At 75.5% G+C, this 23,127-nt stretch carries 26 protein-coding genes; 7 read left to right on the forward strand and 19 right to left on the reverse strand.

Going from position 1 to position 23,127, the window contains the following annotated elements:
* Position 1: 1 nt before the first annotated feature.
* From ACI79S_RS09740 to ACI79S_RS09790, 11 genes are all read right to left on the reverse strand, one after another.
* Positions 2 to 577 carry a TlpA family protein disulfide reductase gene (locus ACI79S_RS09740; protein WP_456593226.1) on the reverse strand — a complete coding sequence of 192 codons (576 nt, stop codon included), beginning with the start codon at positions 575 to 577 and terminating at the stop codon, positions 2 to 4.
* Complete coding sequence (locus ACI79S_RS09745; protein WP_456593227.1) at positions 574 to 1,206, reverse strand: histidine phosphatase family protein; 633 nt, start codon at positions 1,204 to 1,206, stop codon at positions 574 to 576. Before ACI79S_RS09745 ends, ACI79S_RS09740 begins: the two co-directional genes overlap by 4 nt.
* Entirely contained in the window at positions 1,203 to 2,570 is a 1,368-nt protein-coding gene (gene hemL / locus ACI79S_RS09750) for a glutamate-1-semialdehyde 2,1-aminomutase (protein ID WP_456593228.1), read from the reverse strand. The genes ACI79S_RS09745 and hemL overlap by 4 nt, the downstream gene beginning before the upstream one ends.
* On the reverse strand, positions 2,567 to 3,049 hold the full coding sequence (locus tag ACI79S_RS09755) for a hypothetical protein (protein ID WP_456593229.1): 483 nt from the start codon (positions 3,047 to 3,049) through the stop codon (positions 2,567 to 2,569). The genes hemL and ACI79S_RS09755 overlap by 4 nt, the downstream gene beginning before the upstream one ends.
* A gap of 5 nt (positions 3,050 to 3,054) precedes the next feature.
* The gene (hemB, locus tag ACI79S_RS09760; RefSeq protein WP_456593230.1) at positions 3,055 to 4,044 is read right to left on the reverse strand and encodes a porphobilinogen synthase; all 990 of its coding nucleotides are present in this window, start codon (positions 4,042 to 4,044) and stop codon (positions 3,055 to 3,057) included.
* Positions 4,041 to 5,585, reverse strand: a complete 1,545-nt coding sequence (locus ACI79S_RS09765) for a uroporphyrinogen-III synthase (protein ID WP_456593231.1) — start codon at positions 5,583 to 5,585, stop codon at positions 4,041 to 4,043. The genes hemB and ACI79S_RS09765 overlap by 4 nt, the downstream gene beginning before the upstream one ends.
* 91 nt (positions 5,586 to 5,676) lie before the next feature.
* Positions 5,677 to 6,663, reverse strand: coding sequence for a hydroxymethylbilane synthase (gene hemC / locus ACI79S_RS09770; RefSeq protein ID WP_456593232.1), 987 nt, complete (start codon positions 6,661 to 6,663; stop codon positions 5,677 to 5,679).
* On the reverse strand, positions 6,660 to 8,039 hold the full coding sequence (locus ACI79S_RS09775) for a glutamyl-tRNA reductase (RefSeq protein WP_456593233.1): 1,380 nt from the start codon (positions 8,037 to 8,039) through the stop codon (positions 6,660 to 6,662). The genes hemC and ACI79S_RS09775 overlap by 4 nt, the downstream gene beginning before the upstream one ends.
* Entirely contained in the window at positions 8,036 to 8,698 is a 663-nt protein-coding gene (locus ACI79S_RS09780; RefSeq protein ID WP_456593234.1) for a redox-sensing transcriptional repressor Rex, read from the reverse strand. The genes ACI79S_RS09775 and ACI79S_RS09780 overlap by 4 nt, the downstream gene beginning before the upstream one ends.
* A 276-nt stretch (positions 8,699 to 8,974) precedes the next feature.
* Positions 8,975 to 9,217, reverse strand: coding sequence for a glutaredoxin family protein (locus ACI79S_RS09785; RefSeq protein ID WP_456593235.1), 243 nt, complete (start codon positions 9,215 to 9,217; stop codon positions 8,975 to 8,977).
* Entirely contained in the window at positions 9,210 to 10,811 is a 1,602-nt protein-coding gene (locus ACI79S_RS09790; RefSeq protein WP_456593236.1) for an AMP-binding protein, read from the reverse strand. Before ACI79S_RS09790 ends, ACI79S_RS09785 begins: the two co-directional genes overlap by 8 nt.
* Before the next feature lie 198 nt (positions 10,812 to 11,009).
* Here ACI79S_RS09790 and ACI79S_RS09795 point away from each other — a divergent pair, with 198 nt between their 5' ends.
* From ACI79S_RS09795 to ACI79S_RS09805, 3 genes are all read left to right on the forward strand, one after another.
* Positions 11,010 to 11,774 (forward strand): sigma-70 family RNA polymerase sigma factor, encoded by a 765-nt coding sequence (locus ACI79S_RS09795; RefSeq protein ID WP_456593237.1) that lies wholly within the window; start codon positions 11,010 to 11,012, stop codon positions 11,772 to 11,774.
* A gap of 115 nt (positions 11,775 to 11,889) precedes the next feature.
* A complete protein-coding gene (locus ACI79S_RS09800) occupies positions 11,890 to 13,053 on the forward strand; it encodes a DUF5667 domain-containing protein (RefSeq protein ID WP_456593238.1) in 1,164 nt (387 codons plus the stop codon).
* Positions 13,054 to 13,160: 107 nt separating this feature from the next.
* Entirely contained in the window at positions 13,161 to 14,063 is a 903-nt protein-coding gene (locus ACI79S_RS09805; protein ID WP_456593239.1) for an HAD family hydrolase, read from the forward strand.
* A gap of 28 nt (positions 14,064 to 14,091) precedes the next feature.
* On the opposite strand, the gene ACI79S_RS09810 is transcribed toward ACI79S_RS09805, so the two are convergent.
* From ACI79S_RS09810 to proC, 5 genes are all read right to left on the reverse strand, one after another.
* A complete protein-coding gene (locus ACI79S_RS09810) occupies positions 14,092 to 15,006 on the reverse strand; it encodes a lysophospholipid acyltransferase family protein (protein ID WP_456593240.1) in 915 nt (304 codons plus the stop codon).
* Entirely contained in the window at positions 14,999 to 16,105 is a 1,107-nt protein-coding gene (locus ACI79S_RS09815) for an NAD-dependent epimerase/dehydratase family protein (RefSeq protein WP_456593241.1), read from the reverse strand. The genes ACI79S_RS09810 and ACI79S_RS09815 overlap by 8 nt, the downstream gene beginning before the upstream one ends.
* A 10-nt stretch (positions 16,106 to 16,115) precedes the next feature.
* Positions 16,116 to 16,214, reverse strand: coding sequence for a 30S ribosomal protein bS22 (locus ACI79S_RS09820; RefSeq protein ID WP_012854759.1), 99 nt, complete (start codon positions 16,212 to 16,214; stop codon positions 16,116 to 16,118).
* Positions 16,215 to 16,531: 317 nt separating this feature from the next.
* A complete protein-coding gene (locus tag ACI79S_RS09825) occupies positions 16,532 to 16,885 on the reverse strand; it encodes a helix-turn-helix domain-containing protein (RefSeq protein ID WP_456589141.1) in 354 nt (117 codons plus the stop codon).
* Positions 16,886 to 17,215: 330 nt separating this feature from the next.
* Positions 17,216 to 18,034: a pyrroline-5-carboxylate reductase gene (proC, locus tag ACI79S_RS09830; protein WP_456593242.1), complete on the reverse strand. Its 819-nt coding sequence runs from the start codon at positions 18,032 to 18,034 to the stop codon at positions 17,216 to 17,218.
* Positions 18,035 to 18,394: 360 nt separating this feature from the next.
* Between proC and ACI79S_RS09835 the strand changes: the two genes are divergently transcribed.
* Entirely contained in the window at positions 18,395 to 18,961 is a 567-nt protein-coding gene (locus ACI79S_RS09835) for a type 1 glutamine amidotransferase domain-containing protein (protein WP_456593243.1), read from the forward strand.
* Between the two features lie 7 nt (positions 18,962 to 18,968).
* Here ACI79S_RS09835 and ACI79S_RS09840 read toward each other — a convergent pair whose 3' ends face one another.
* Positions 18,969 to 19,763, reverse strand: coding sequence for a hypothetical protein (locus ACI79S_RS09840; protein WP_456593244.1), 795 nt, complete (start codon positions 19,761 to 19,763; stop codon positions 18,969 to 18,971).
* The gene (locus ACI79S_RS09845; RefSeq protein ID WP_456593245.1) at positions 19,763 to 20,707 is read right to left on the reverse strand and encodes a Ppx/GppA phosphatase family protein; all 945 of its coding nucleotides are present in this window, start codon (positions 20,705 to 20,707) and stop codon (positions 19,763 to 19,765) included. Before ACI79S_RS09845 ends, ACI79S_RS09840 begins: the two co-directional genes overlap by 1 nt.
* Before the next feature lie 89 nt (positions 20,708 to 20,796).
* Between ACI79S_RS09845 and ACI79S_RS09850 the strand changes: the two genes are divergently transcribed.
* The gene (locus ACI79S_RS09850) at positions 20,797 to 21,618 is read left to right on the forward strand and encodes a hypothetical protein (RefSeq protein WP_456593246.1); all 822 of its coding nucleotides are present in this window, start codon (positions 20,797 to 20,799) and stop codon (positions 21,616 to 21,618) included.
* Here the strand turns inward: ACI79S_RS09850 and ACI79S_RS09855 are convergent.
* Positions 21,502 to 22,602 (reverse strand): GlxA family transcriptional regulator, encoded by a 1,101-nt coding sequence (locus tag ACI79S_RS09855; RefSeq protein WP_456593247.1) that lies wholly within the window; start codon positions 22,600 to 22,602, stop codon positions 21,502 to 21,504. The genes ACI79S_RS09850 and ACI79S_RS09855 overlap by 117 nt on opposite strands.
* Positions 22,603 to 22,683: 81 nt before the next feature.
* On the opposite strand from ACI79S_RS09855, the gene ACI79S_RS09860 reads away from it, so the two are divergent.
* Both ACI79S_RS09860 and ACI79S_RS09865 read left to right on the forward strand, forming a co-directional pair.
* Positions 22,684 to 22,902, forward strand: a complete 219-nt coding sequence (locus ACI79S_RS09860) for a hypothetical protein (RefSeq protein WP_456593248.1) — start codon at positions 22,684 to 22,686, stop codon at positions 22,900 to 22,902.
* Positions 22,903 to 22,912: 10 nt separating this feature from the next.
* Entirely contained in the window at positions 22,913 to 23,101 is a 189-nt protein-coding gene (locus ACI79S_RS09865; RefSeq protein WP_456593249.1) for a DUF3072 domain-containing protein, read from the forward strand.
* Positions 23,102 to 23,127 lie beyond the last annotated feature (26 nt).

Here is a 23,127-nt window from a genome sequence, read left to right on the forward strand (position 1 = left end):
GTCAGACCTCCTCCGCCTGCACCAGGTCCAGCACCGCGCGCAGGTCGTCCTGCGCCACCGCCCCGGTGTACACGGCGGCCACCCGGCCCCGGCGGTCCAGCACGATGGTGGAGGGGACGGCGTTGGCCGGGTAGTCGCGGAAGGCCAGCGCCACCTCGCCACGCGGGTCGTAGACCGAGGGGAACTCGATGCCGAAGCGCTCGACGAAGGCCAGCGCGAACTGCTCGTCGGTCTCCTTCACGTTCAGCCCGACGAACTGCACGCCCTCGTCCCGCACCTCGGCGTAGACCTCCTGGAACTCCGGCGTCTCGATCCGGCACGGGCCGCACCAGGACCCCCAGAAGTTCAGCACGGCCACGTCCCCGGCCAGCGCCGCCGACGAGAACTCCCCGCCCCCCAGCAGGGTGCCGGCGAACTCCGGCGCGGTCGCCCGCTCGTCGGCCGGGATCAGCTCGCCGGCCGGGGTGCCCTCGACGAACCGGAACTCGCCGCCGTTGTTGATGTCGACCGCGTCGGAGCCGGTGCTGCACCCGGTGAGGAGCGCGCCCGCCAGCAGGGCCGGCAGCAGTCGCCTCATGCGCCCGGCACCGCATCGGGATCGGTGGCGCCGGCCGGCTCGGCGTAGGAGAGGGCCACGAACCGGTCGTCCTCGTAGGTGAGCGAGGTGACGCTGGCCAGCGAGCACTCGCGGCGGCGGGGGTCGTGGGCGAACCGGCGTCCCTCGACGTGCAGGCGGGTGGTCCAGATGGGCAGTTGGTGGCTGACCAGCACGGCCTCGTGGCCGCGGGCGGCGTCCCGGGCGGCCTCGACCGCGGCGATCATGCGCGCGGCGATCTCGACGTACGGCTCGCCCCAGGAGGGCTGCATGGGGTTGCGCAGCTTCCACCAGTTGCGCGGTGCCCGGAAGACACCGCCCCCGCGGCCGACGACCGTGCCCTCGAAGGCGTTGCCCGCCTCGATGATCCGCTCGTCGACGGCGACCTCCAGCCCGGTGGCCTCGGCCAGGGGGCGGATCGTCTGGCGGGCCCGCTCCAGCGGGCTGGACACCAGGTGGACGACGTCGTGGCCGCGGAACCACTCCGCGGCGGCGACCGCCATGGCCTCGCCGGCGGCCGACAGCCGGTAGCCGGGCAGCCGGCCGTAGAGGACGCCGGCGGGGTTGTGCACCTCGCCGTGCCGCAGGAGGTGGACGACGGTGGTGGTCACGAGGAGCGCTCGCTGTCGATCGCGCCGGTGCGGTGGGCGTCGGCCTCGGCGGCGGCGCGGGCCGCTGCGGGCAGCGCCTCGAGCACGCGGTCGAGGGCCTCGCCGTCGAGCTGCGCGTTGACGAACCACGCCTCGAACGCCGACGGCGGGAGGTACACCCCGCGGGCCAGCAGGGCGTGGAAGAAGGCGGTGTAGCGGGAGACGTCCTGGGTGCGGGCGTCGTCGTAGTCGCGCACCGGCCGTTCGTCGGGCACGAAGAAGATCGAGAACATGTTGCCCGCCTGCTGCACCCGGTGCGGCACCCCGGCGGCGAACAGCGCCGCGCTCGCTGCGCCGCGCAGCACGGCGGAGACCTCGTCGCAGCGCGCGTAGACCTCGTCGGTGCAGTTCCGCAGGGTGGCCAGGCCCGCCGCGACCGCCACCGGGTTCCCCGAGAGGGTGCCGGCCTGGTAGACGGGCCCGCTGGGCGCGAGGTGCTCCATGAGATCGGCGCGGCCGCCGAACGCCGCCGCCGGGAGCCCACCGCCCATGACCTTGCCGAAGGTGAACAGGTCGGCGTCGACCGGGTCGAGGCCGTACCAGCCCGACGCCGACACCCGGAAGCCGGTCATGACCTCGTCGAGGACGAGCAGCGCACCGTGGGCCGCCGTGATCCGCCGCAGCTCGGCGTTGAAGCCGTCCAGCGGCGGCACCACGCCCATGTTCCCGGGCGCGGCCTCGCTGACCACGGCCGCGATCTGCGGGCCGCGCTCGGCGAAGACCGCTTCGACGGCGGCGACGTCGTTGTACGGCAGCACGATGGTGTCCGCGGCGGCACCGGTGGTCACCCCGGGGGTGTCGGGTAGCCCCAGCGTGGCCACCCCGGAGCCGGCCGAGGCCAGCAGCGCGTCGACGTGGCCGTGGTAGCAGCCGGCGAACTTCACCAGGAGCGGGCGGCCCGTCGCCCCGCGCGCCAGCCGCACGGCCGAGAGCACCGCCTCGGTGCCGGAGTTCACCAGCCGCACCCGCTCGACCGGCGCGACCCGGCTGCGGATCTCCTCGGCCAGCTCCAGCTCGCCCTCGGTGGGGGCGCCGAAGGACAGCCCGCGGCGGGCGGCCGCGGTCACCGCCTCGACGACGGCGGGGTGCGCGTGCCCCAGGATCATCGGCCCCCACGAGCTGACCAGGTCGACGTAGCGCCGCCCGTCCGCGTCGGTGATCCAGGGACCGGAGCCCTCGGCCATGAAGCGCGGCGTGCCGCCGACGGCGCGGAAGGCGCGCACCGGGCTGTTCACCCCGCCCGGAGTGATCTCCTGACCGCGGGCGAAGAGGCCGGCCGAGACCGGGGCCTCGTAGGTGTAGGGCGGGCTGTCCAGCGAGGTCACGTCCCCAGTGTCCCCTCTGCACCCGGCGACCGGTCGGAGGCATCGCGCACACTCCCGAGCAGGGCGGCCCGCAGCGCCGCGGGGTCGCGGGTCGGGACCAGCACCGTCCGGCCGTCGGCGAGCCGCAGCGGCAGCCCCGTGCGGCCCCGCGGCAGCGACCAGCCCCCGCCGAGCACGGGGGCACCGGCATCCACCCCGGCGCCGGCCTCCCGCAGCGCGGCGGCGTCGACGTCGCGCAGGGGTACCTGCTCACGGCCCACCGCCAGGCCGTCGGCGTCCACCCGGACCGTCCACACCCGGCGGGCGGAGAGGCAGCCGATCGCGACCACACCGGGCACCGCGACCAGGGTGAGCGCCCAGACCAGCGGCGGGACGTCGGGGCCGGGCAGCAGCAGGTCCCAGAGCAGGAAGAACCCGAGGGCCCCGGCGACCAGCCAGAACGGCCACCAGGAGCCCCCGGGCTCGACGTAGGGGTCCACCGGGGTCAGCGGGTCAGCAACCGCGCCGCCTCGACGGCCCAGTAGGTGAGCACCTGCCCGGCGCCCGCGCGGCGGATCGCGACCAGCGTCTCGAGGATCGCGCGCTCGCGCTCCACCCAGCCGTTGGCGGCGGCCGCCTCGACCATCGCGTACTCGCCGCTGACCTGGTAGGCGCTCACCGGCACCTGCACGGCGTCGGCGACCTTGGCGACGATGTCCAGGTAGGGCAGCGCCGGCTTCACCATGACCGCGTCGGCACCCTCGGCGAGGTCCTGCGCGACCTCGCGCAGCGCCTCGTCGGCGTTCGGCGGGTCCATCTGGTAGGTCGACCGGTCCCCGAACTGCGGGGCACCCTCGGCGGCCTCGCGGAACGGCCCGTAGAAGCCCGACGCGTACTTGGCGGCGTAGGCGAGGATCGGCACCTCGGAGAACGCGGCGCTGTCCAGCCCGGCGCGGATCGCGGCGACCTGCCCGTCCATCATCCCGCTGGGGGCCACCAGGTGGGCGCCGGCCTGCGCCTGCGCGATCGCCACCGCGGCGTACCGGTCCAGGGTCGGGTCGTTGTCGACGACCCCGGCGGGGGTGACGACGCCGCAGTGCCCGTGGTCGGTGTACTCGCACAGGCAGAGGTCGGCCATGAGGACCAGCTCGTCACCGAGGTCGGCGCGCAGGTGCTGCAGCGCCACGTTGACCACGCCGTCGGCGGCGTCGGCCCCGGACCCGACCGGGTCCTTCTCCGACGGGATGCCGAAGAGCATGAGCCCGCCGATGCCCGCGTCGGCGGCCTCGGCGGCGGCCTTCCGCAGCGAGTCCTGCGTGTGCTGGACCACGCCGGGCATCGAGCCGATGGGCACCGGCGAGTCGATGCCCTCCTTGACGAAGACCGGCAGCACCAGGTCGGCCGGGGCCACCCTGGTCTGCGCGGTCAGCCGCCGCAGCGCGGGCGTCGACCGCAGCCGGCGCCCGCGCGCGAAGCCCGGGTTGGCCCCGTTCACCTGCCCTCGCCGTCCTCCGCCTCGCGCAGCGACAGGGCGTACTCGGCCAGCGCGTCGACGAGCGGCGCCACGGCGGCGGTCTCCGGCTGCACGTCGACCCGCAGGCCGAACTCCTGGGCGCTGGCCGCCGTCGCCGGGCCGATCACCGCGACGACGGTCTTGGCGTGCGGCTTGCCGGCGATGCCGACCAGGTTGCGCACCGTGCTGGACGAGGTGAAGCAGACGGCGTCGAAGCCGCCGCCCTTGATCGCCTCGCGCACCGCCGCCGGCGGCGGGGCAGCACGCACGGTCCGGTAGGCGGTGACGTCGTCGATCTCCCAGCCGCGCTCGACCAGCCCGGCCGCGAGGGTCTCGGTGGCGATGTCGGCGCGCGGCAGCAGGACCCGCTCGATCGGGTCGAGCACATCGTCGTACTCGGGGAAGTCGGCCAGCAGGCCCTGGCTGGACTGCTCGCCGCTGGGCACCAGCTCCGGCTGGATGCCGAAGTCCCGCACGGCCTCGGCGGTCTGCTCGCCGACGCAGGCCACCTTCACGCCCGCGAACGCGCGGGCGTCGAGGCCCAGCTCGACGAACTTCTCCCGGACGGCCCGCACCGCGTTGACCGAGGTGAACACGATCCAGCCGTAGCGGCCGGTGACCAGGCCCTTGATGGCGCGGTCCATCTGGGCGGGGCTGCGCGGCGGCTCGACGGCGATCGTCGGCACCTCGACGGGCACCGCCCCGTAGGCCCGCAGCCGGTCGCTCATGTCACCGGCCTGGTCCTTGGTCCGCGGCACGAGCACCCGCCAGCCGAACAGCGGGCGGCTCTCCCACCAGGACAGCTTGGCGCGCTTGTCGACGGCGGCGCCGACGGTGGCCACCACCGGGCCGCTGAGCGGGTCGAGCCCGGCGGTCTTCTCCGCCACGGCCGACAGCTTGCTCACCAGGCTCTTCTGGCCGGTCCCGGAGCCGCCGGTCGTCACCACGACCGGGGTGCTGCCGGCGAGCCCGCCCTCCACCAGCCGCGCGGCCGCGTCGGGCAGCGCGTCGGCGGTGCCCTGGAGGACCAGCGTGCCACCGGTCGCGGCGGCGACCCCGCCCAGCGCGGTGACGTCGACACCGCTGCGCAGGTCCGCGGTCACCGCGGTGCTGCCCGGCGCGACGCCGGCGAAGGCGGGGACGGCGGTGGCGGTCGCGACACCCGGCACCACGTCGAAGGGCACGGAGGTGCGGCAGACGGCGAGCACCTCCTTGACCACGTCGTCGGAGGTGTAGGGGTCACCGGTGACCAGCCGGACGACCACCGCGCCGTTCTTGGCCGCCGCGACGGCGCCCTTGGCCACCTCGGCGGGCTCCCCGGACACCGGCGTCAGCTCGGCCTCCGGGTTGGTCTCGCGGACGGCGTCCTGGACGGCTGCGGCGACGTCGGGGTCGACGTGGATGACCGACGCCTCGGCCAGCGCCGCGGTGGCGCGGGCGGTGAGCATGCCCGGGTCGCCCGGGCCGGCGCCGACGAACACGACCCGGCCGGACTGGCCTGCGGTCTTGCGGAAGCGCGTCATGCCGTGCTCCTGATCCTGGCCCGACTCGGTCGGGCGTCTGTTGTGGCCCGAGTCCTTCGGGCGTCTGCTGGGGTCTGGGTGGGGCGGAGGGTCACTCGCCGGCCGCCATCAGGGCGGCCGCGCCCCGGTCGAGCAGCTCGGCGGCGAGGGCGCGGCCGAGGGGTGCGGCGTCGGCCAGCGGGCCCGTGAGCGAACCGCGCACGGAGTCGCTGCCGTCGAGCGCCGTCACCGAGGCACGCAGGTACAGCTCCGGGCCGCTCTCGCCCTCGGCGACCTCCGCGTAGGCGGCGACCGGCGCGCTGCAGCCCGCCTCGAGGGCGGCGAGCGTGGCCCGCTCGGCCACCACGCAGGCGCGCGTGGCGGCGTCCTCGAGCCGGCCCAGCAGCTCGCGGGTGCGGGCGTCGCTGGTGCGGCACTCCACGGCGAGGGCTCCCTGGGCGGGGGCGGGGAGCACCTGCAGCGGGTCGAGGGTCTCGGTGATCCGGTCGGTGCGGCCGATGCGGCTCAGCCCGGCCCGGGCGAGGACGACGGCGTCCAGGTCACCCCGGCCGTCGGGGGAACCGGCCACCCGGGCGAGCCGGCTGTCGACGTTGCCGCGGATCGGCACGATCTCCAGCCCGAGCCCGAGGGCCCGCAGCTGGGCGACCCGCCGGGGGGCTCCGGTGCCGATCCGCGCACCGGGCGGCAGCTCGCCGAGGGTGAGCCCGTCGCGGGCCACCAGGGCGTCCCGCGGGTCCTCCCGCACCGGGACGGCGGCCAGGCTCAGCCCCGGCTCCGGCGCGGTCGGCAGGTCCTTGTAGCTGTGCACCGCCAGGTCGACCTCGCCGGCCAGCAGGGCCCGGCGGATCGCGGTGACGAACACCCCGGTCCCACCGAGCTGCGCGATGGCGGCCGAGGACCGGTCGCCCTCGGTGCTGATCAGCACCAGCTCGACCGGCACGCCGGTGGCGGCGGTGAGGGCGTCGGCGACGGCGCGGGACTGGGTCTGCGCCAGCATGCTGGCCCGGGTGCCCAGCCGCAGCGGGACCGCGGTGCCCGCCACCGTGGCGGCGGCGTCCTGCACGTCGGCGGCGGTCATGCCGGGCCTCCCGGACGGTCGGGGTCGACGGTGACGGCGTCGGCCAGCCGGCCGGCGCCGGGGGTGACATCGGCGTCGATGCCCAGGCCGAACAGCGCCCGCAGCGCGCCGGCGTAGTCCGTGCCACCCGGCGTGGCGGCCAGTTCCTTCACCCGCACGGTGGGCTCGTGCAGCAGCTTGTCGACGACGCGGCGCACGGTGCGGGCGATCTCCGCACGCGCCCGCGCGTCGAGGTCGGGCAACCGGCCGGCCAGCCGCAGCAGCTCGGCGTCGACGACCTCGGCGGCCTGGCTGCGCAGCGCGGACACGGTGGGCCCCACCTCGGCGGCCTGCCGCTCGGCGCGCAGCAGCGCGGTCTCGGCCTCGATCATGGCGCGCGCGGTGCTGATGTCGTCGGCCGCCACGGGCCCCGCGATGGTCTCCCCGTCGCGCCGCTCGCCCTGCAGGGGGGCCGTGTTCCTCTCGCCCTGCAGGAGGGCCAGGTCGATCACGTGCACGCCGGGCAGCGCCGCCACGCCGGGATCCACGTCACGGGGCAGCGCGAGGTCGATGATCACCAGCGGCCGGTCGCCCCGGCCGGCCATCGCCTCGGCGACGACGTCGGTGCCGACGACCAGCCCCGTGGCGCCGGTGCAGGTGAGCAGGACGTCGGCGGCAGCGAGCTCCTCGCCCATGCGGTCGACCGGGGCGGCGCGGCCGCCCACGGCCTCGGCCAGCCGCGCGGCGGAGGCCGGGGTGCGGCTGCTGACGACGACGGAGGCGCCGCGGCGGGCCAGCGTGGTGGCGGCGAGCGCACCCATGGAGCCGGCACCGACCACGAGCACGGGGCGGCCGGCGAGCGCGCCGATGCGGGCCTCGGTCCGGTCGAGGGCCACCGACACCAGCGAGGCGCCGGCCCGGTCGATGCCGGTCTCGGAGTGCACCCGCTTCCCCACGCGCAGCGCGCGCTGGGCGACCGGGTGCAGGGCGCGGCCGACCGTGCCCTCCTCGCGGGCGAGGGCGTAGGCGGCGCGCAGCTGCCCGAGCACCTGCGTCTCCCCGACGACCATCGAGTCCAGCCCCGCGGCCACGGTGAACAGGTGGGCGACGGCCTGGTCCTCGTAGTGCACGGTCACGTACGGGGAGAGCTCCTCCACCGTGGCCCCGGCCTGACGGGCCAGCACCCGGCTGACGTCGGTGACGCCGCCGTGGAAGCGCTCGACCTCGGCGAACACCTCGACCCGGTTGCAGGTGGCGAGGACCAGGGCCTCGCTCACGTGGTCGCTGCCGACCAGCTCGTGCAGCGCCTTGACCCGCTCGTCGGGCCCCATCGCGAACTGCTCCAGCAGTGCGACCGGTGCGGTCTGGTGGCTCACGCCCACCGCGAGCAGGCTCATGCCGACTCCTCCCCCACGGGCACGGCCCGCTGCTGACCGAGGAAGGCCAGCACCTGCAGCTCGACGGACAGGTCGACCTGGCGGACGTCGACGCCCGGAGGTGCCGACAACGTCACCGGTGCGAAGTTCAAGATGCTCCTCACCCCGGCCGCGACGAGCCGGTCGCACACCGGCTGGGCGACCTCGGCCGGCGTCGCGATGACCCCGATGGAGGCCCCCGCGGCGGTCACGGCGGACTCCAGACCGGCCACGTCCTGCACGGTCAGGCCGCCGATGCGCTGGCCCACCCGGGCCGGCGCGGCGTCGAAGAGGCCGACGAACTCGAAACCCCGGCTGCCGAAACCGGCGTAGTCGGCGAGCGCCGACCCGAGGTTGCCGATGCCCACGAGCACGCAGGCGCGGGACTGCTCGGCCCCCAGCACGCGGGCGATGCGCTCCCGCAGGGCGCGCACGTCGTAGCCGACGCCGCGGACGCCGCAGGAGCCCAGGTGCGACAGGTCCTTGCGCAGACCCGCCGGGTTGACCCCCGCGGCCGTCGCCAGGTCACCGGAGGAGACGGTGGTCCGGCCGCCGTCGGCGAAGCTGGTCAGCACCCTCAGGTACACGGCCAGACGAGCGACGGTGGCCTCGGGGATGGTCCGGGGCCGCGGCTGGATCACGGGCTCTCCACAGCGGTCGCGCCCGGGACCCGGCGGGCGCCGGGGGCGGAGCTGCGACATCGGGGACGCGAGCGCTCGACGCGCTCACGTCCGCCACGGTAACCGCTTGTGAACGCAGGAACAAAGTTGCCGACGCAGCGACGGCCCGCTGACCTGGACCGATCGGGTCACAGGTGTGGTGGAAGCCACGATAACCGCCGACCTGCCGCCACCCGTACGGGGGGCCCGGCTCCGCCCCCTCCCCGGACCCGCGAGGGCGCGGCCGCCGGCGCCGCTTCAGCCCAGGCCGAGGTCCCGTCGCAGCCGGGGGACGTCGAGCGTGAAGTAAGAGTGCTCCCGGCCGTCGAGCAGCAGGACCGGGACCCGGTCGCCGTACTCGGCCTGCAGCTCGGGGTCGGCGTCGACGTCCACCCGGACCGGCTCCAGGCCGGCGCGGGCCGCGATGGGGGCCAGCTGCTCGGCGGCGGTCAGGCAGAGGTGGCAGCCGTCACGCACCAGCAGCTGCAGCCGCTCAGCCATCGGTGTCCTCGTCGGCCGGTGCCGCCGGGTCGGTGCCGGTGAGGCCGAGCTCGCGAAGGCGGGCACGGCTGACCTTGCCGGTGAGCGAGTGCGGCAGCGACGGGAGGAAGTGCACCGACGTGGGGACCTTGTAGCGCGCCAGCGACTCCGCGGCGTGCAGCTGCAGCTCCTCCGCCGCGAGCCGTTCACCCGGCTCCAGGACGACGACGGCCTGCACCGCCGCCCCGGTGCGCGGGTCGGGGACGCCGATGACCGCGCTCTCCGCGACCGCGGGATGCTGCTCGAGGACGCGCTCCACCTCGGCCGGGTAGACGTTGAAGCCGCTGACGAGGACCAGGTCGCTGCGCCGGTCGACCAGGTGGAGATCGCCGTCGGCATCGCGGTACGCGAGGTCGCCGGTGCCGAGCCAGCCGTCGGCGTCCGGTCCGTCGGCCCCGTCGGGCCAGTAGCCGGCGAAGAGGTTCGGCCCGCGCACCCAGATCTCGCCGGGGCCCTCGTCGGCCTCGTCCGCGTCCTCGTCCGCACCGGCGCCCGCTCCCCCGCCGTCGGGCAGGTCCACGGTGCGGGCGCCGGCGATCGCGGTGTCGCGCAGCTCCAGCTCCAGCCCCGGCACCGGGCCGCCGATGCACGCGGGCTTGGCCCGGCCGGTGGCCAGGGTGCTGGCCACGACGGGCGCGGCCTCGGTGAGCCCGTAGCCCTCCCACACGGTGACTCCGGCACGCTCGCGCATCGCCGTCCAGACCTCCTCGGGCAGCGGCGCGGCTCCGGCGGAGGCCACCCGCACGGCCGCGAAGGCGCGGCGCAGGTCGGCGTCGGGGTGGGCGGGGTCCGCGAGGTTGCCCGCGTCGGCCGCGGCCAGCCAGGCCTGGTACATCGGCGGGGCACCCGGCACGGCGGTGACGCGCTCCTCGGCCATCACCGCCAGCGACGCGCGCGGGTCGAAGGTCTCCTGCAGGACGGCGCAGGCCCCGGTGGCCGCGACCAGCCCGAAACCCGCGTTGAGGCCGTACACGTGGAAGAGGGGCAGCACCAGCAGCACCCGGTCGTCAGGGCGGACCGGCGGCGAGGCCATGTCCAGGCACTGCTGCTGGTTGGCGCGCAGCGCCCCCGAGGTCAGCATCGCGCCGCGCGGGCGGCCGGTGGTCCCGCTGGTGTAGCAGAGGAAGGCCAGCGCGGCGGGGTCGTCGGGCACGGCGGGCACCGGGCCGTCGGCCGCGGGCGGACCGGGGCAGACCGGCACGCCGGCCAGCGGGTCGCGCACGCCGGGCGCCACCAGGAGCGCGGCCCCCGAGTCGGTGAGGACGTGCTCGAGCTCCGGGTCGGTGTAGGCGGTGTTCACGGGGACGACGACGAGCCCGGCGCGCAGACCACCCAGCACCGCCCGCAGCCAGTCCAGGCCGTTCGGCAGCTGGACGGCGACGCGGTCGCCGGCGGTCAGCCCGCGGTCGGCGTACCCCGCGGCCGCCCGGTCCGCCGCCGCGTCCAGCTCACCCCAGCTGAGCCGGCGGTCCCCGCTCACCACGGCCGGGGCGTCGGGGTCGCGCTGCGCGGCGGCGCGGACGAGCGCGGCCAGCGAGGTGCCTGCCTCGGACACGGACATCTCCTGTCGTCGGTGCGGCGCAGCCCCGTCCGGCGCGCGCGAGGGACGCGCCCGGGCGGGCTGCCGTGGACGGACAGGGGCGATGTTGTCACCATGGGGCCTGCGACGCAGCCCACGCGCACCGTCACGGCGCGCGTGGCGAACGAGGGACGGTCCAGGCACCGCGGGCCGACGAGGAGGTCGAACGCCCGCATGCCGCAGCCCCTGGACGCCGGGCGGCCGCCCGGCGCCGAGTCCCGAGCGCGTCCGACACCGTTCCCCCGCGCGAGCACCGAGGAGCTGCCGGCTCCCGGGGGCCTCGCCTCGCTCACCGGTCCTCCGGCGGAGCCGGACGACGACGGCGCCGAGGCCCTCCCCACGGAGGTGGTCGCGGAGCTCGCCGACGCCGATCCCGGCCACGTGGCGGCCGGCGACGTCGACGTGTGGGAACTGGTCCGCCGGGCCCAGGGCGGGGACGCCGAGGCGTTCGGGCGGCTCTACGACCACTACGTGACGCTGGTGCACCGGTACGTCTACCACCGGGTCGGCGACCGGGCGACGGCCGAGGACGTCACCAGCGAGACGTTCGTGCGGGCGCTGCGGCGCATCGACTCGCTGTCGTTCCAGGGTCGTGACGTCGGTGCCTGGTTGGTGACGATCGCCCGCAACATCATCCGCGACCAGGTGAAGAGCAGCCGGTTCCGGCTGGAGGTCAGCACCGCGGACATGCGTGACGCCGACCGGGCGACCGACGGCCCCGAGGACGCGGTGCTGCAGCACCTGACCAACGAGGAGCTCCTGGCGTGCGTGAGGCAGCTGGGGAGCGAGCAGCAGGAGTGCATCGTGCTGCGCTTCCTGCACGGTCTGTCCGTCTCCGAGACTGCCGAGATCATGGGGAAGAAGGACGGCGCGATCAAGGCGCTCCAGCACCGGGCGGTCCGGCGGCTGGCGAGCCTGCTCCCCGACGGGCTGCGGTGACAGCGGCCCGGGGCCGGGCCGTAACCGGCCGGGGCGCTCCCTCGTTGGACACGGGGCGGCGGACCCTCGCCGGGAGGCGGACGAGCGCCGAGGCGAGGACGGGAGGTGGCGGGTGATGCGGCCCGAGGACGGCTCGACCCTGACGGGTCCCCCGTCCGCGCCCGGAACCGAGGCGGCGCTGGCCGCCCGCCTCGAGGCCCTCGCCGCGCAGCTCGACACCGACCCCGAACCGCAGTACCGGGCACGCGCCCGCGCCCGACTGGTGGCGATGGCCGCCGTCCGCACCCCGCAGCCCGCTGCCCGTTCGCTGCGCCGGCGGCTGCTCGCAGCCCGGGCGGTGGACCGCCCGCCGGCCCGGTGGCGGGGGCGGCTGACCGCAGGGCTCGCCGGCGCCGCGGTGGGCGTCACCGGCCTGGCGGCGCTCGTGGCCGTGGCGGCCGGCGCACAGCCGGGCGACCCCCTCTACGACCTGAAGCGCGGCACCGAGCAGACCCAGCTGGCGCTCGCCGGCGACAGCCGCGGCCAGACCCTGCTGGAGCTGGCCAGCACGCGCCTGGAGGAGCTCACGCTCCTCGCCGGCGCCGGGGATCCGGTGCTCGTCCAGCGCACCCTGCGAGCCATGGACGAGCACACCGCCCAGGGGGCCACCTGGCTCACCGGTCGCGCCGTGGAGCTCCGCGATGCCGCGCCGCTGGACACCCTGGCCCGCTGGGCCGCGGCGCACTCGGGCGGGCTCGCGATGCTGTCGGACGGCGTCCCGGCCTCCGCCGCGCCGGCCTACGGGGAGTCCACGGACCTGCTGCGCGCGCTGACCGCCCGGATCCAGGGGCTGCGCGCGGCGCTGCAGTGCTCCGCGGGCCCCCCCGTCGTCGGGGACGACGCGCTCGGCCCGGTGCCCGGCCTCTGCCGCACCGTCGCCCCGCCCGCGGTGGTCGAGGAGTCCCCGGCCACGGTCCCGCCGGGAACCGGCACCGACACCGCCGTCCCGCCGTCGGCCGGGCCCGCCGATCCTGCCGCGCCGCCCGTCCCGTCCGCGCCCGGTAGCGCTCCGGCGGGCACACCGCAGGTCGCCGTGCCGAGCAGCGCGCCCACCGGTGGCGCCACGCCCACGCCCGGCGGCCCTCGGCCGTCGATGCCGACCCTGCCGCTGCCCGGCGGTCCCGGCACCGGCACCGGCGGCAGCACGACCCGGACGGCGCCCCCACCGGTGCTCGACGTCCCGCTGCCCGGTCCGCTGGACCTCTGCCTGCCCCCGCTGCTCACCATCGGCGAGTGCTGACCACGACCTGACCCGGACCACCGGCCCGGCTAGGGTCGCAAGGGCGGTGCCGGGCCGTCAGGCGTAGTCCCGGCGCAGCGGAGCCGGATCGAGTGAGGGAGGTCGCCGTGCCGCGACTGCCGGTGCGCGGTCGCCGTGCCGCACAGTCCGCCGAGGAGACCCGCGCCCACGTCGCCGGCGCGGCGTCGGCAGCGGCGGCGGAGGTCGCGGGCCCGACGGCCGTCGAGCCCGACGTCACCGGAGCGGCGTTCTTCGACGTCGACAACACGATGATGATGGGCGCCTCGCTGTTCTGGTTCGCCCGCGGCCTCGCCGCCCGCAAGTACCTCACCAGCCGCGACATCGCCCGCTTCGCCTGGCAGCAGGCGAAGTTCCGCATCGCCGGCAACGAGAGCGCCGACGACATGCTCACCATCCGCGAGAACGCGCTCGCCTTCGTCGCCGGCCGCGAGGTCTCGGAGATCATGCAGGCCGGCGAGGAGATTTACGACGAGCTGATGGCCGACCGCATCTGGTCGGGCACCCGCGGTCTCGCGCAGAAGCACCTCGACGCCGGTCAGCGGGTGTGGCTGGTGACGGCCACCCCGGTCGAGCTCGCGTCGATCATCGCCCACCGGCTCGGGCTGACCGGCGCCCTCGGAACGGTCTCCGAGATCGTCGACGGCCGCTACACCGGGCGGCTGGTCGGCGAGCTGATGCACGGACCGGCCAAGGCGGAGGCGGTGCTGGCCCTCGCCGAGCGGGAAGGTCTGGACCTCTCCCGCTGCACCGCCTACAGCGACTCGGCCAATGACCTGCCGATGCTGTCCCTCACCGGCACGGCGGTCGCGGTGAACCCCGACACCGAGCTGCGGGCGGTCGCCCGCGCCCGGGGCTGGACCATCCGCGACTTCCGCACGGGGCGGAAGGCGGCGAAGATCGGCGTGCCGACGGTGGCCGCGGCCGCGCTCTCCGGCGGGCTGGTCGGTGGCGCGCTCGCCCTGCGCCGCCGCAACAAGCTGCCCTGGTGACCCACGGCCCCATCGGGAACCGCGCCGGTCACCTGGCGAAGACCCCCCTGCGGCGCAGGAGCAGCTGGTAGAGCGAGTGCTGGATGGTCTCCCGCACCTGGTCGGTCAGGTTGAACACCAGCATCGGGTCCTCCGCCGCGGCCGGGCCGTAGGACGCCGTCTCGATCGGCGCCCCGAAGGCGATCAGCCACTTGGAGGGCAGCGGCACCAGGCCCAGCGGGCCCAGCAGCGGGAAGGTCGGGGTGACCGGGACGTAGGGCAGGCCCAGCAGCCGCGCCGCGGTCCGGGCGTTCCCGATCATCGGATAGATCTCCTCGGCGCCCACGATCGCGCACGGGATGATCGGCGCCCCGGTGCGCAGTGCGGCGGACACGAAGCCACCCCGGCCGAACCGCTGCAGCGTGTACCGCTCCCGGAACGGCTTCCCGATCCCCTTGAAGCCTTCCGGGAAGACGCCCACCAGCTCGCCGCTGGTGAGCAGCCGCTCGGCGTCCTCGTTGCACGCCAGGGTGGCGCCGAACTTGCGGGCGAGCGCGCCGACGACCGGCAGCTCGAACACCAGGTCGGCACCGAGCAGCCGGAACCGGCGGTTCGCCGGATGCTCGTCGTGCAGCGCCACGGTCGTCATGAGCGCATCCACCGGCAGCGTGCCGGAGTGGTTGGCCACCACGAGCGCCCCGCTGTCGGCCGGCACGTTCTCCAGGCCGAACGTCTCCACGCGGAACCACTTCCGGAACAGCGGGCGCAGCATCGGGAGCAGCACGTGATCGGCCAGGTCGGGGTCGAAGCCGAACTCGTCGGTCTCGTACTCGCCGGTGAGGCGCCGCTCCAGGAAGTCGACCCCGCCGACGACCTGCTCCTCCCAGCCCGGCGGCGTCGGCGGCGCGGCCACGTACGGCCCGTCCTCGTCGGGCCGCAGCCGGATGACCCGGGCCTCAGGCATCGCGCACCGCCCGGAGGCCCGGCGCCGGCGGGGCTGGTCGCAACCGCTGCTCGACGGCCGAGGCGGTGTCGCCGAGGCGGCCCAGCACCGAGCGCAGCCCCCCGCCGACCGCCCGAACGGCAGCCGGGTCCAGGAGCGGGGTCACCGTGCGCGCGTAGTCGGCGAGCGCCGCGGCCGTGCTGTAGCGAGGGGTGTAGCCGAAGGAGGTGCGCAGCACCGTGGTGTCCACCACCCGACCGAAGTTGAGGAACCGCATCTGCTCCGGGGAGTAGTCGACGAAGCCGAACCGGCGCGAGAGGCGCCCGACCGACCCCAGCGCCGGCGAGGGGAGCGGCACCTCGACGCGGCCGAGGCGACGGATGGCCTGCGAGAGCAGCAGGGTCCCCTCGCCGCCCACGTTCACGGTGCCGACGAAGTCGCCCGAGGTGGCGCGGGTGAGCACCGCCAGCGCGTCGTCCTCGTGCAGCAGCTGCACGCGGGCGTCGTAACCCAGGGCGGTGGGCACCACCGGCATGCGCAGGAAGCCGGTGAGCAGCGAGTCGATGCGCGGACCGATGAAGTTGGTGAAGCGCAGGACGGCCACGTCGACGTCGGGACGCCGGCGACCGAAGGAGCGCACGTAGCCCTCGATGTCGACGCTGTCCTTGGCGAACCCGCCCGAGGGCACCTGCCGGGCCTGCATCGCCTCGGTGAACACGGCGGGATCACGGGAGGACGCGCCGTAGACGGCGCTGGTCGACTTCAGCACGAACCGGCGCACCGACGGCGCCCGCTGGCAGGCCGCGAGCAGCTGCATCGTGCCGATGACGTTGAGCTCCTTCATCGGCACCCGCCCACCGGAGCCGGCGGGCGTCGAGCTGATGTTCATGTGCACGACGGTGTCCACGGACGCCGCCGCGATGACCTTGCCGATGAGCGGGTTGCGGATGTCGGCCCGCACGAACTCGGTGCGGCCCAGCCGGCGCAGCATGGCCGGAGAGGGCGGGACGGTGTCCACGCCGATGACCCGCTGGATGCGCGGATCGGTGGCGAGCTCGGCCGCCAGCGCGCCGCCCAACCACCGGCTCACGCCGGTGACGAGGACGACCGCGGGCGGCACGAGCGTCAGCTCACTTCTTGTTGCGGCGCTGGACGCGCGTCTTCTTCAGCAGCTTGCGGTGCTTCTTCTTAGCCATCCGCTTGCGCCGCTTCTTGATGACCGAACCCACGTGTGTGCTCCCGACTTCGTCGCTAGATGATCAGCTCGCACGCGACAGCGGGACCGCATCCCGGTGTCGCCCGGCGACCGAGCGTACCCGAGCCGGGCCGGGGCGATGACACTGTCGCCCTCCGGGCGACCCCCGCGGCCACGTGCCGGCTCCCGTCGGGTGGAGCCGGCACGTCACTCCTCGCGGGAGCCTCCGGCCCCACTCGTCGCGACACCGCAGTGGCGTGGTGCGTCCTTCTCAGGCGAGGCCGACGGCGCGACTCCGCGCGCCGGTCCGCTCCTCGCTCGTTCCTCGCTGCGATGCTCCCGACGCTGTCGTCACGCGATGTCGGTGTAGGCGTCGCGCAGGTAGTCCTGCACGGCGCGCTCGGGCACGCGGAACGAGCGGCCGACGCGCACGGCGGCGAGCTCACCGGCGTGGACCAGGCGGTACACGGTCATCTTGGAGACGCGCATCATCGAGGCGACCTCGGCGACGGTCAGGAAGGTGACGGCGGCGCGGGGGGCGGGGACGGCCGGGCGACCGATCGGCATGGCGGCCGGGTGCTGGGCGGGCACGGGGCGCCCCATCGCGGCGGCCGTCATCGGACGGCCCATCGGGCGGGGGACGGGCATCCCCGGACGGACGACGGTGGCGGCAGCGTGAGCGGCGTGGCGCTGGGGCATGGTCATGTCTTCGTCTCCGGAACCTAGCTCGTGTCGTGGCGCCGGCTTCCCCACCGGCAACTGAACACGCACGCGCTGGTACTGAGAGTAAGGGGGCGCGCGTGACAGAAGCGATGGTTGAAACGAACAGGCGGACCGGTCCGTCCTAGGCAGAACTACACCTATGCAACACGGTGCACACGCGTTTCGGCGCGTTTCGCGACACGGTGAGAACTCGGTGACGCAACGTCGCCCGTTTCCGCACTTTTGTGCACTACCGTGTTCGCCCGCTCACGCACCGTCCGGTCGATCTGTCGACACGGGAAGCCGCCGGCACCGCGTCCTGCCGTGTCGACGTCAGGACTTGTCGGCACCCAGCTCCACCGAACGGGCGTGCGCCGCCTCGATCGCGGCCATCAGCGCCGCGCGGACGCCGTGCTTCTCCAACTCGCGGATCGCGGCGATGGTCGTGCCGCCCGGACTGGAGACCGCCTCGCGCAGCTGGACGGGGTGCTCCCCCGAGTCGCGCATCATCACCGCGGCGCCCAGCGCCGTCTGCACGATCAGGTCCGCGGCCAGCGCGCGGGGCAGGCCCAGCAGGATGCCGGCGTCCACCATCGCCTCGACCAGGTAGAAGAAGTACGCCGGCCCGCTGCCCGACAGCGCGGTGACGGCGTCCTGCTGCGACTCCGGCACCCGGCGGACCTGCCCGACCGCGGCCAGCAGCGCCTCCGCCTCGTCCAGGTGCGCCTCAGCCGCGTGCGCACCGGCCGACAGCACGCTCATGCCCTCGTCCACGAGCGCCGGCGTGTTCGGCATCACCCGCACCACCGGGACGCCGGGCGGCAGCGCCGCCTCGAGCCGCGCGGTGGGCACCCCCGCGGCGACCGACACGACCAGGTGCCCGCTGTCGACGTGCTCGGCGACCAGGCCGAGGAGCGTGTCGATGTCCTGCGGCTTCACCGCCAGGAGCAGCACGCGCGCCCGGGCCGCGGCTTCGCCCAGCGACACCGCCGGCACGCCGTAGCGCCCGGTCAGCTCCGCGGCGCGCCCGGCGCTGCGCTCGACGACCAGGATCCCGTCGGCCCCGCCCCGCCGGACCAGGCCCGAGAGCAGCGCCTCACCGATCTTGCCGCCGCCGATGATCGCCAGGCCGCGGCGGCCGGTGGCGGTCACGACCGCCCGCCCGCGACGGTCACCTGCGCGCGGACTGCGCGACCGGCGGCCGGCAGGCGGCGCTGGTCCTCGATCGGTTCTCCCCAGGGCATGACGTGCTCCCAGCTGTCGGGCGCGGGCCGTTCCAGGCCGCACGCTCACCGGTGATGGCGATCAGGCGCGGATCGACGGACGCGACGGCCGGTTCCCCGTCGCGTCCGTCAGGGCGTCCGGGCAGCGGACGAACGCCGGCACGGCGCCCGCCCACCGGCCGCGGACCAGACGCACCCGCCGACCCGCGGCGGCGCGGACGGACGGGCACGCCCGAAACCGTAGTGCTCCGGCGTGTGCCGGCTCAGGGCGCCGGGTAGCGCCGCCGGCATGGCAGGAGAACTGGACGGGATGAGGGTGGCCGTGCTGGCCACCGACGGTGTGGAGCAGGTCGAGCTGGATCGGCCCTGGCAGGCGCTGGAGGAGGCCGGTGCCGAACCGGAGCTGGTCTCGTTCTCGACCGGCACGATCACCGCCTACGACCACATCGACAAGGGCGAGCGCCGCACGGTGGACACCGACCTCGGGTCGGCGGATCCGGACGACTACGCGGCGCTGGTCCTGCCGGGCGGCGTGATCAACGGCGACTTCGTGCGCGCCGACGCCGACGCGGTGACCTTCGTCAAGGCCTTCTTCGAGGCGGGGAAGCCGGTGGCGGCGATCTGCCACGCGCCCTGGGTCCTGATCGAGGCCGACGTCGTCCGCGGCCGGCGCATGACCTCCTGGCCGTCGCTGCAGACCGACCTGCGCAACGCGGGCGCGAACTGGGTGGACGAGGAGGTCGTGGTCGACGGGAACCTGGTCACCAGCCGCAAGCCGGACGACCTGGACGCGTTCGGGGCGGCGATCGTCGACGAGTTCGCGGCCTCGCGCGACGCCGAGCCCGCCGACGCTTGACCGCCGGTCAGGACGTCGCGAGGAGGGTGGCCGCCGGGGCGATGGTCAGCAGGGTGCCGGCGAACACCAGGACGGCGAGCAGCCGGGCGCCCACCGGTTCGGCGCCCTGGCGCTCCCGCCAGATGTTGACCCCGCTCACCAGCCCGGTGACCGCGAGCGGGGCGAGGAAGACCGCCAGGTGCGGGATCATCTCCCACAGCACCGTGGCCGCGAAGTAGGTGCCCACCCCGGCCGCGAGCGCGATGACCAGCTCGCCGGCGAACCGGAGCCAGGCCAGCGCGCTCTCCCGCGGGGTGGCGTCGAGGTCGGCGTCCGGGTCGCCGGCCCGCACGACCGGGATGGGCCCGGTCGAGGCGACGCCGTCGCGGGGCGGGGCCTCGGTGGCCGGTGCGTCGCGGGCGGGCCGGCGCGTGGCGGTGCGCTGCGCGCCGGCCGCCTCGGCGGACCGCCGCAACGGCGGCACCGGACCCGAAGGATGCGGGACCCCCGGCTTGCGGTCCGGCCGCAGGCCAGGGATCGCGGCGGTCACGGGATCGGCGGCCCGGCCGGCCGCCCGGCTCCCGCGGGCCGGCGCGGCGGGGGCGGCGGGGGCGGGCGCCTGGTCCTGCATGTCGCTGCGCCGCCGGCCGTACCCGGAGCGGTCGGCACCGGCGTCGGCGCGGCGCTGGCGGATCCCGGTGTCGTCCTCGTCGTCGGCACGGCGACGGCGGGCGGTGCGGGCGGCGGACTCGATCCCGGCCTCGCGCAGGATCTCGGCGAGCGAGCGACCCCCCGTGTCCGGGTTCCAGTCCGGCTCGGCCATCACGCCCCTCCCAACGAGTCCAGCCGGCGGAGGATGACTCCCTCGCGCAGCGCCCACGGACAGATCCGCACGCACCGTACGTCGAGCGCACGCAGCGTAGCGGCAGCCACGACGGCGCCGGCGGGAACCTGGTGCGCGCGATCGGGCGAGACCCCCCGCAGTTCGGCCAGCGCCGAGCTCTCGATCCGCGAGATGAAGCCGACCAGCTGCCCCAGCCCGTCGGCGGTGAGCTCGCGCGGGACCTGCAGCCCCGCCGAGTAGGGGGCGGCACCGGTCAGGCGCGCGAGGGTGCGGAAGGTCTTGCTGGTGGCCGCCACCAGATCCGGCGCCCCGGCGCCGCGGAGCTTCCTCGCAGCCGGCTCGATCAGCCCGTCGGCGTACGCGGCGAGCTCGTCGAGCGCCGCCAGGTCCGGCCGCCCGCCCCGTTGCGCCTCGGGCAGGAAGCGCCGGGTCATGCGACCGGCACCGAGCGGCAGGGACAGGGCGACGTCCGGGTCCTCGTCGACGCCGCTGGCCAGCTCGAGCGATCCGCCCCCGATGTCGAAGATGAGCAGCCGCCCCGCGCTCCAGCCGAACCACCGGCGGACGGCGAGGAAGGTCAGCCGGGCCTCGTCCTCACCGCTCAGGACCTGCAGTTCGACGCCGGTCCGCTCGCGGATGCGGGCGAGCACCTCGAGGCCGTTGGCCGCGTCGCGGATGGCGGAGGTGACCATCGCGAGCAGCTCCTCGCAGCCCTGCTTCTCGGCCTGGTCGCAGGCGTTCTGCACCGCCCGCAGGAGCGCCTTCTCCCCCGCCTTGGACAGCAGCCCGTCGTCGCCGATCTGCTCGGCGAGCCGCAGCAGCCAGCGGTCGTCGTGCATGGGCGTGGGGTGCGCGCCGCGGTGGGCGTCCACCACCAGCAGGTGCACCGTGTTCGATCCGACGTCCAGCACACCCAACCGCATGCGAGCGATTCTGCCGGACGGCCCCCTGCGGGGCCCCACCGCGAGCATGCGAGCGGAGCGGGGGCAGGGGGTCCTTCTAGGCTGGCCCGGTGCGGAACGAGCCTCCCGACGAGGTCGACCCGGACTTCCCCCGCGAATGGGTGGAGTTCCCCGATCCCGCCGACCCCGAGCACGTCGTCCGGGCGGACCTGACCTGGCTGACGTCGGCGTGGACGTGCGTGTTCGGCCGGGGCTGCGCGGGCGTCGTCGAGGGTCGGGCGGACGACGGCTGCTGCAGCCACGGGGCCTTCTTCACCGACGAGGACGACCTCCACCGGGTCACCGCCGCGGTCGCCGACCTCACCGACGAGGACTGGCAGCTCGCCCCGGTCGGGCGGGGCGCGTGGACCGAGGAGGACGACGCCGACGACGAGGACGACGCCACCCGGTCGCTGCGGACCCGTGTCGTGGACGGCGCCTGCGTCTTCCTGAACCGGCCGGGGTTCTCCGGTGGCACGGGGTGCGCGCTGCACCGGATGGCGCTGCGCACCGGCCTGCACCCCCTCGCCACCAAGCCGGACGTGTGCTGGCAGCTGCCGGTGCGCCGCGAGCAGGAGCACGTGGACCGCCCCGACGGGACGCGGGTGCTGGTCTCGACGATCGGCGAGTTCGACCGGCGCGGGTGGGGGCCCGGCGGTCACGACCTGCACTGGTGGTGCACCGGCTCGCCGACGGCGCACGTCTCCCCCGAACCGCTGGTCGAGACCTACGCCGCGGAGCTGGTGGCGCTGCTCGGGGCGCCGGCCTACGAGGAGCTACGCCGGCTGGCCGAGCTCCGGCTCGACCAGGGCCTGATCGCCCCGCACCCCGCCAGCCCGGCTCTCGCCGGGCCGGTACCCGTCCAGCTGCACCGGCGCCGCCCCGGCGCGTGACCCCCCGCCGGTCCGGAAGGTCTGCCGGTAGGAGCGCGGGGAGACCCCGCGCCGGCGAGCGAACTGCTCGCGCAACCCGGCGGCGGTCCCGAAACCCACCAGCCGGGCGACCTCCTCGACGGGTGCGTCGCTGTTCTCCAGCAGTTCCTCGGCCGCGGCCAGCCGCTGCGCGAGCACCCAGGCGTGCGGCGTCGTCCCGGTCGTGGCCTTGAACCGCCGGGCGAAGCTGCGCGGGCTCATCAGGGCCCGGCGGGCCAGGACGTCGACCGACAGGTCCTCGGCCAGGTGCCGACCGGCCCACTCCAGGACGACGCCCAGCAGGTCGTCGGAGCAGGCGGGGACCGGGGCGTCGATGAACTGCGCCTGGCCGCCGTCGCGGTGCGGCGGGACGACCATCTCCCGGGCGAGCGCGTTCGCCGCGGTCGCGCCCCACTCGCGGCGCACCAGGTGCAGCAGCGCGTCGACGCCGGCCGCCGTCCCGGCACCCGTGATGACCCGCCCGTTGTCGACGTAGAGGACGGCGGGGTCCACGTCGAGCGCGGGGAACCGCGCGGCGAGCTCCCCGGCGTACTTCCAGTGCGTGGTCACCCGCCGGCCGTCCAGCAGGCCGGCGGCGGCGAGCACGAAGGCCCCGGTGCAGTGGCTCACCAGGATCGCCCCGCGGGCGGCGGCGGCCCGGAGCGCGTCCAGCAGCTCCGCCGACGGGTCCTCCTCGAACACCTCCCAGGCGGTGATCAGCACGATGTCGGAGCGCTCCAGGCGGTCGAGGCCGTGCTCGACGACGATCGGGATGCCGGTGTCGGTCCGGAGCACGCCGGGCCGCTCTGTGACCAGCGCGAAGTCGAAGACGGGCAGGCCGAGGGCACGGCGGTCGTAGCCGAACACCTCGGCGGCGACCCCCACCCCGAAGCTGCCGACGAGCCCGTCGGCCACGACCGCGCTGACGACGACGGGGGCTGCGCCGGCGGGCGCGGTGCTGGCCATGGGGAGATCATGGCAGAAAAGACGCGATGCCGGTCAGTCCCGCCACTCGTCCCACCGGTCGGACCGGCGCAGGCTTCCGCCATGCTGCTGATCACCTGCCCCGTCACCCGCTCCGACGAGCTGGTCGCCGACCGGCGGATCCGGTCGGTCACCAACCACCCGACGCACATCGCGCTGCACGTCGAGTGCCCCGCCTGCGGTGCGGTGCACGTGTACCGCACCGGCCGCCGATGGGAGGCCGTGCGGGCCGCCCGGGCCGCCGCACCCGTCCGGGAGGCGAGGGAGCTGCACCCGGCCTAGCATCGAACACATGAGCGAACCGAACGCCGCAGACCAGACCACCGAGAAGGACCCGGACGACTGGGTCACCGGTGACGAGCCCGCGACGGGCGCGCAGAAGAGCTACCTCGAGACGCTCGCCCGGGGCACCGACGAGGAGATCCCGGAGGAGATCTCGAAGGCCGACGCCTCGAAGAAGATCGACGACCTCAAGAACTGAGGAAGGCCCCCGCCCCTCCACCGCTC

This window comes from Blastococcus sp. SYSU DS1024 (assembly GCF_054050795.1).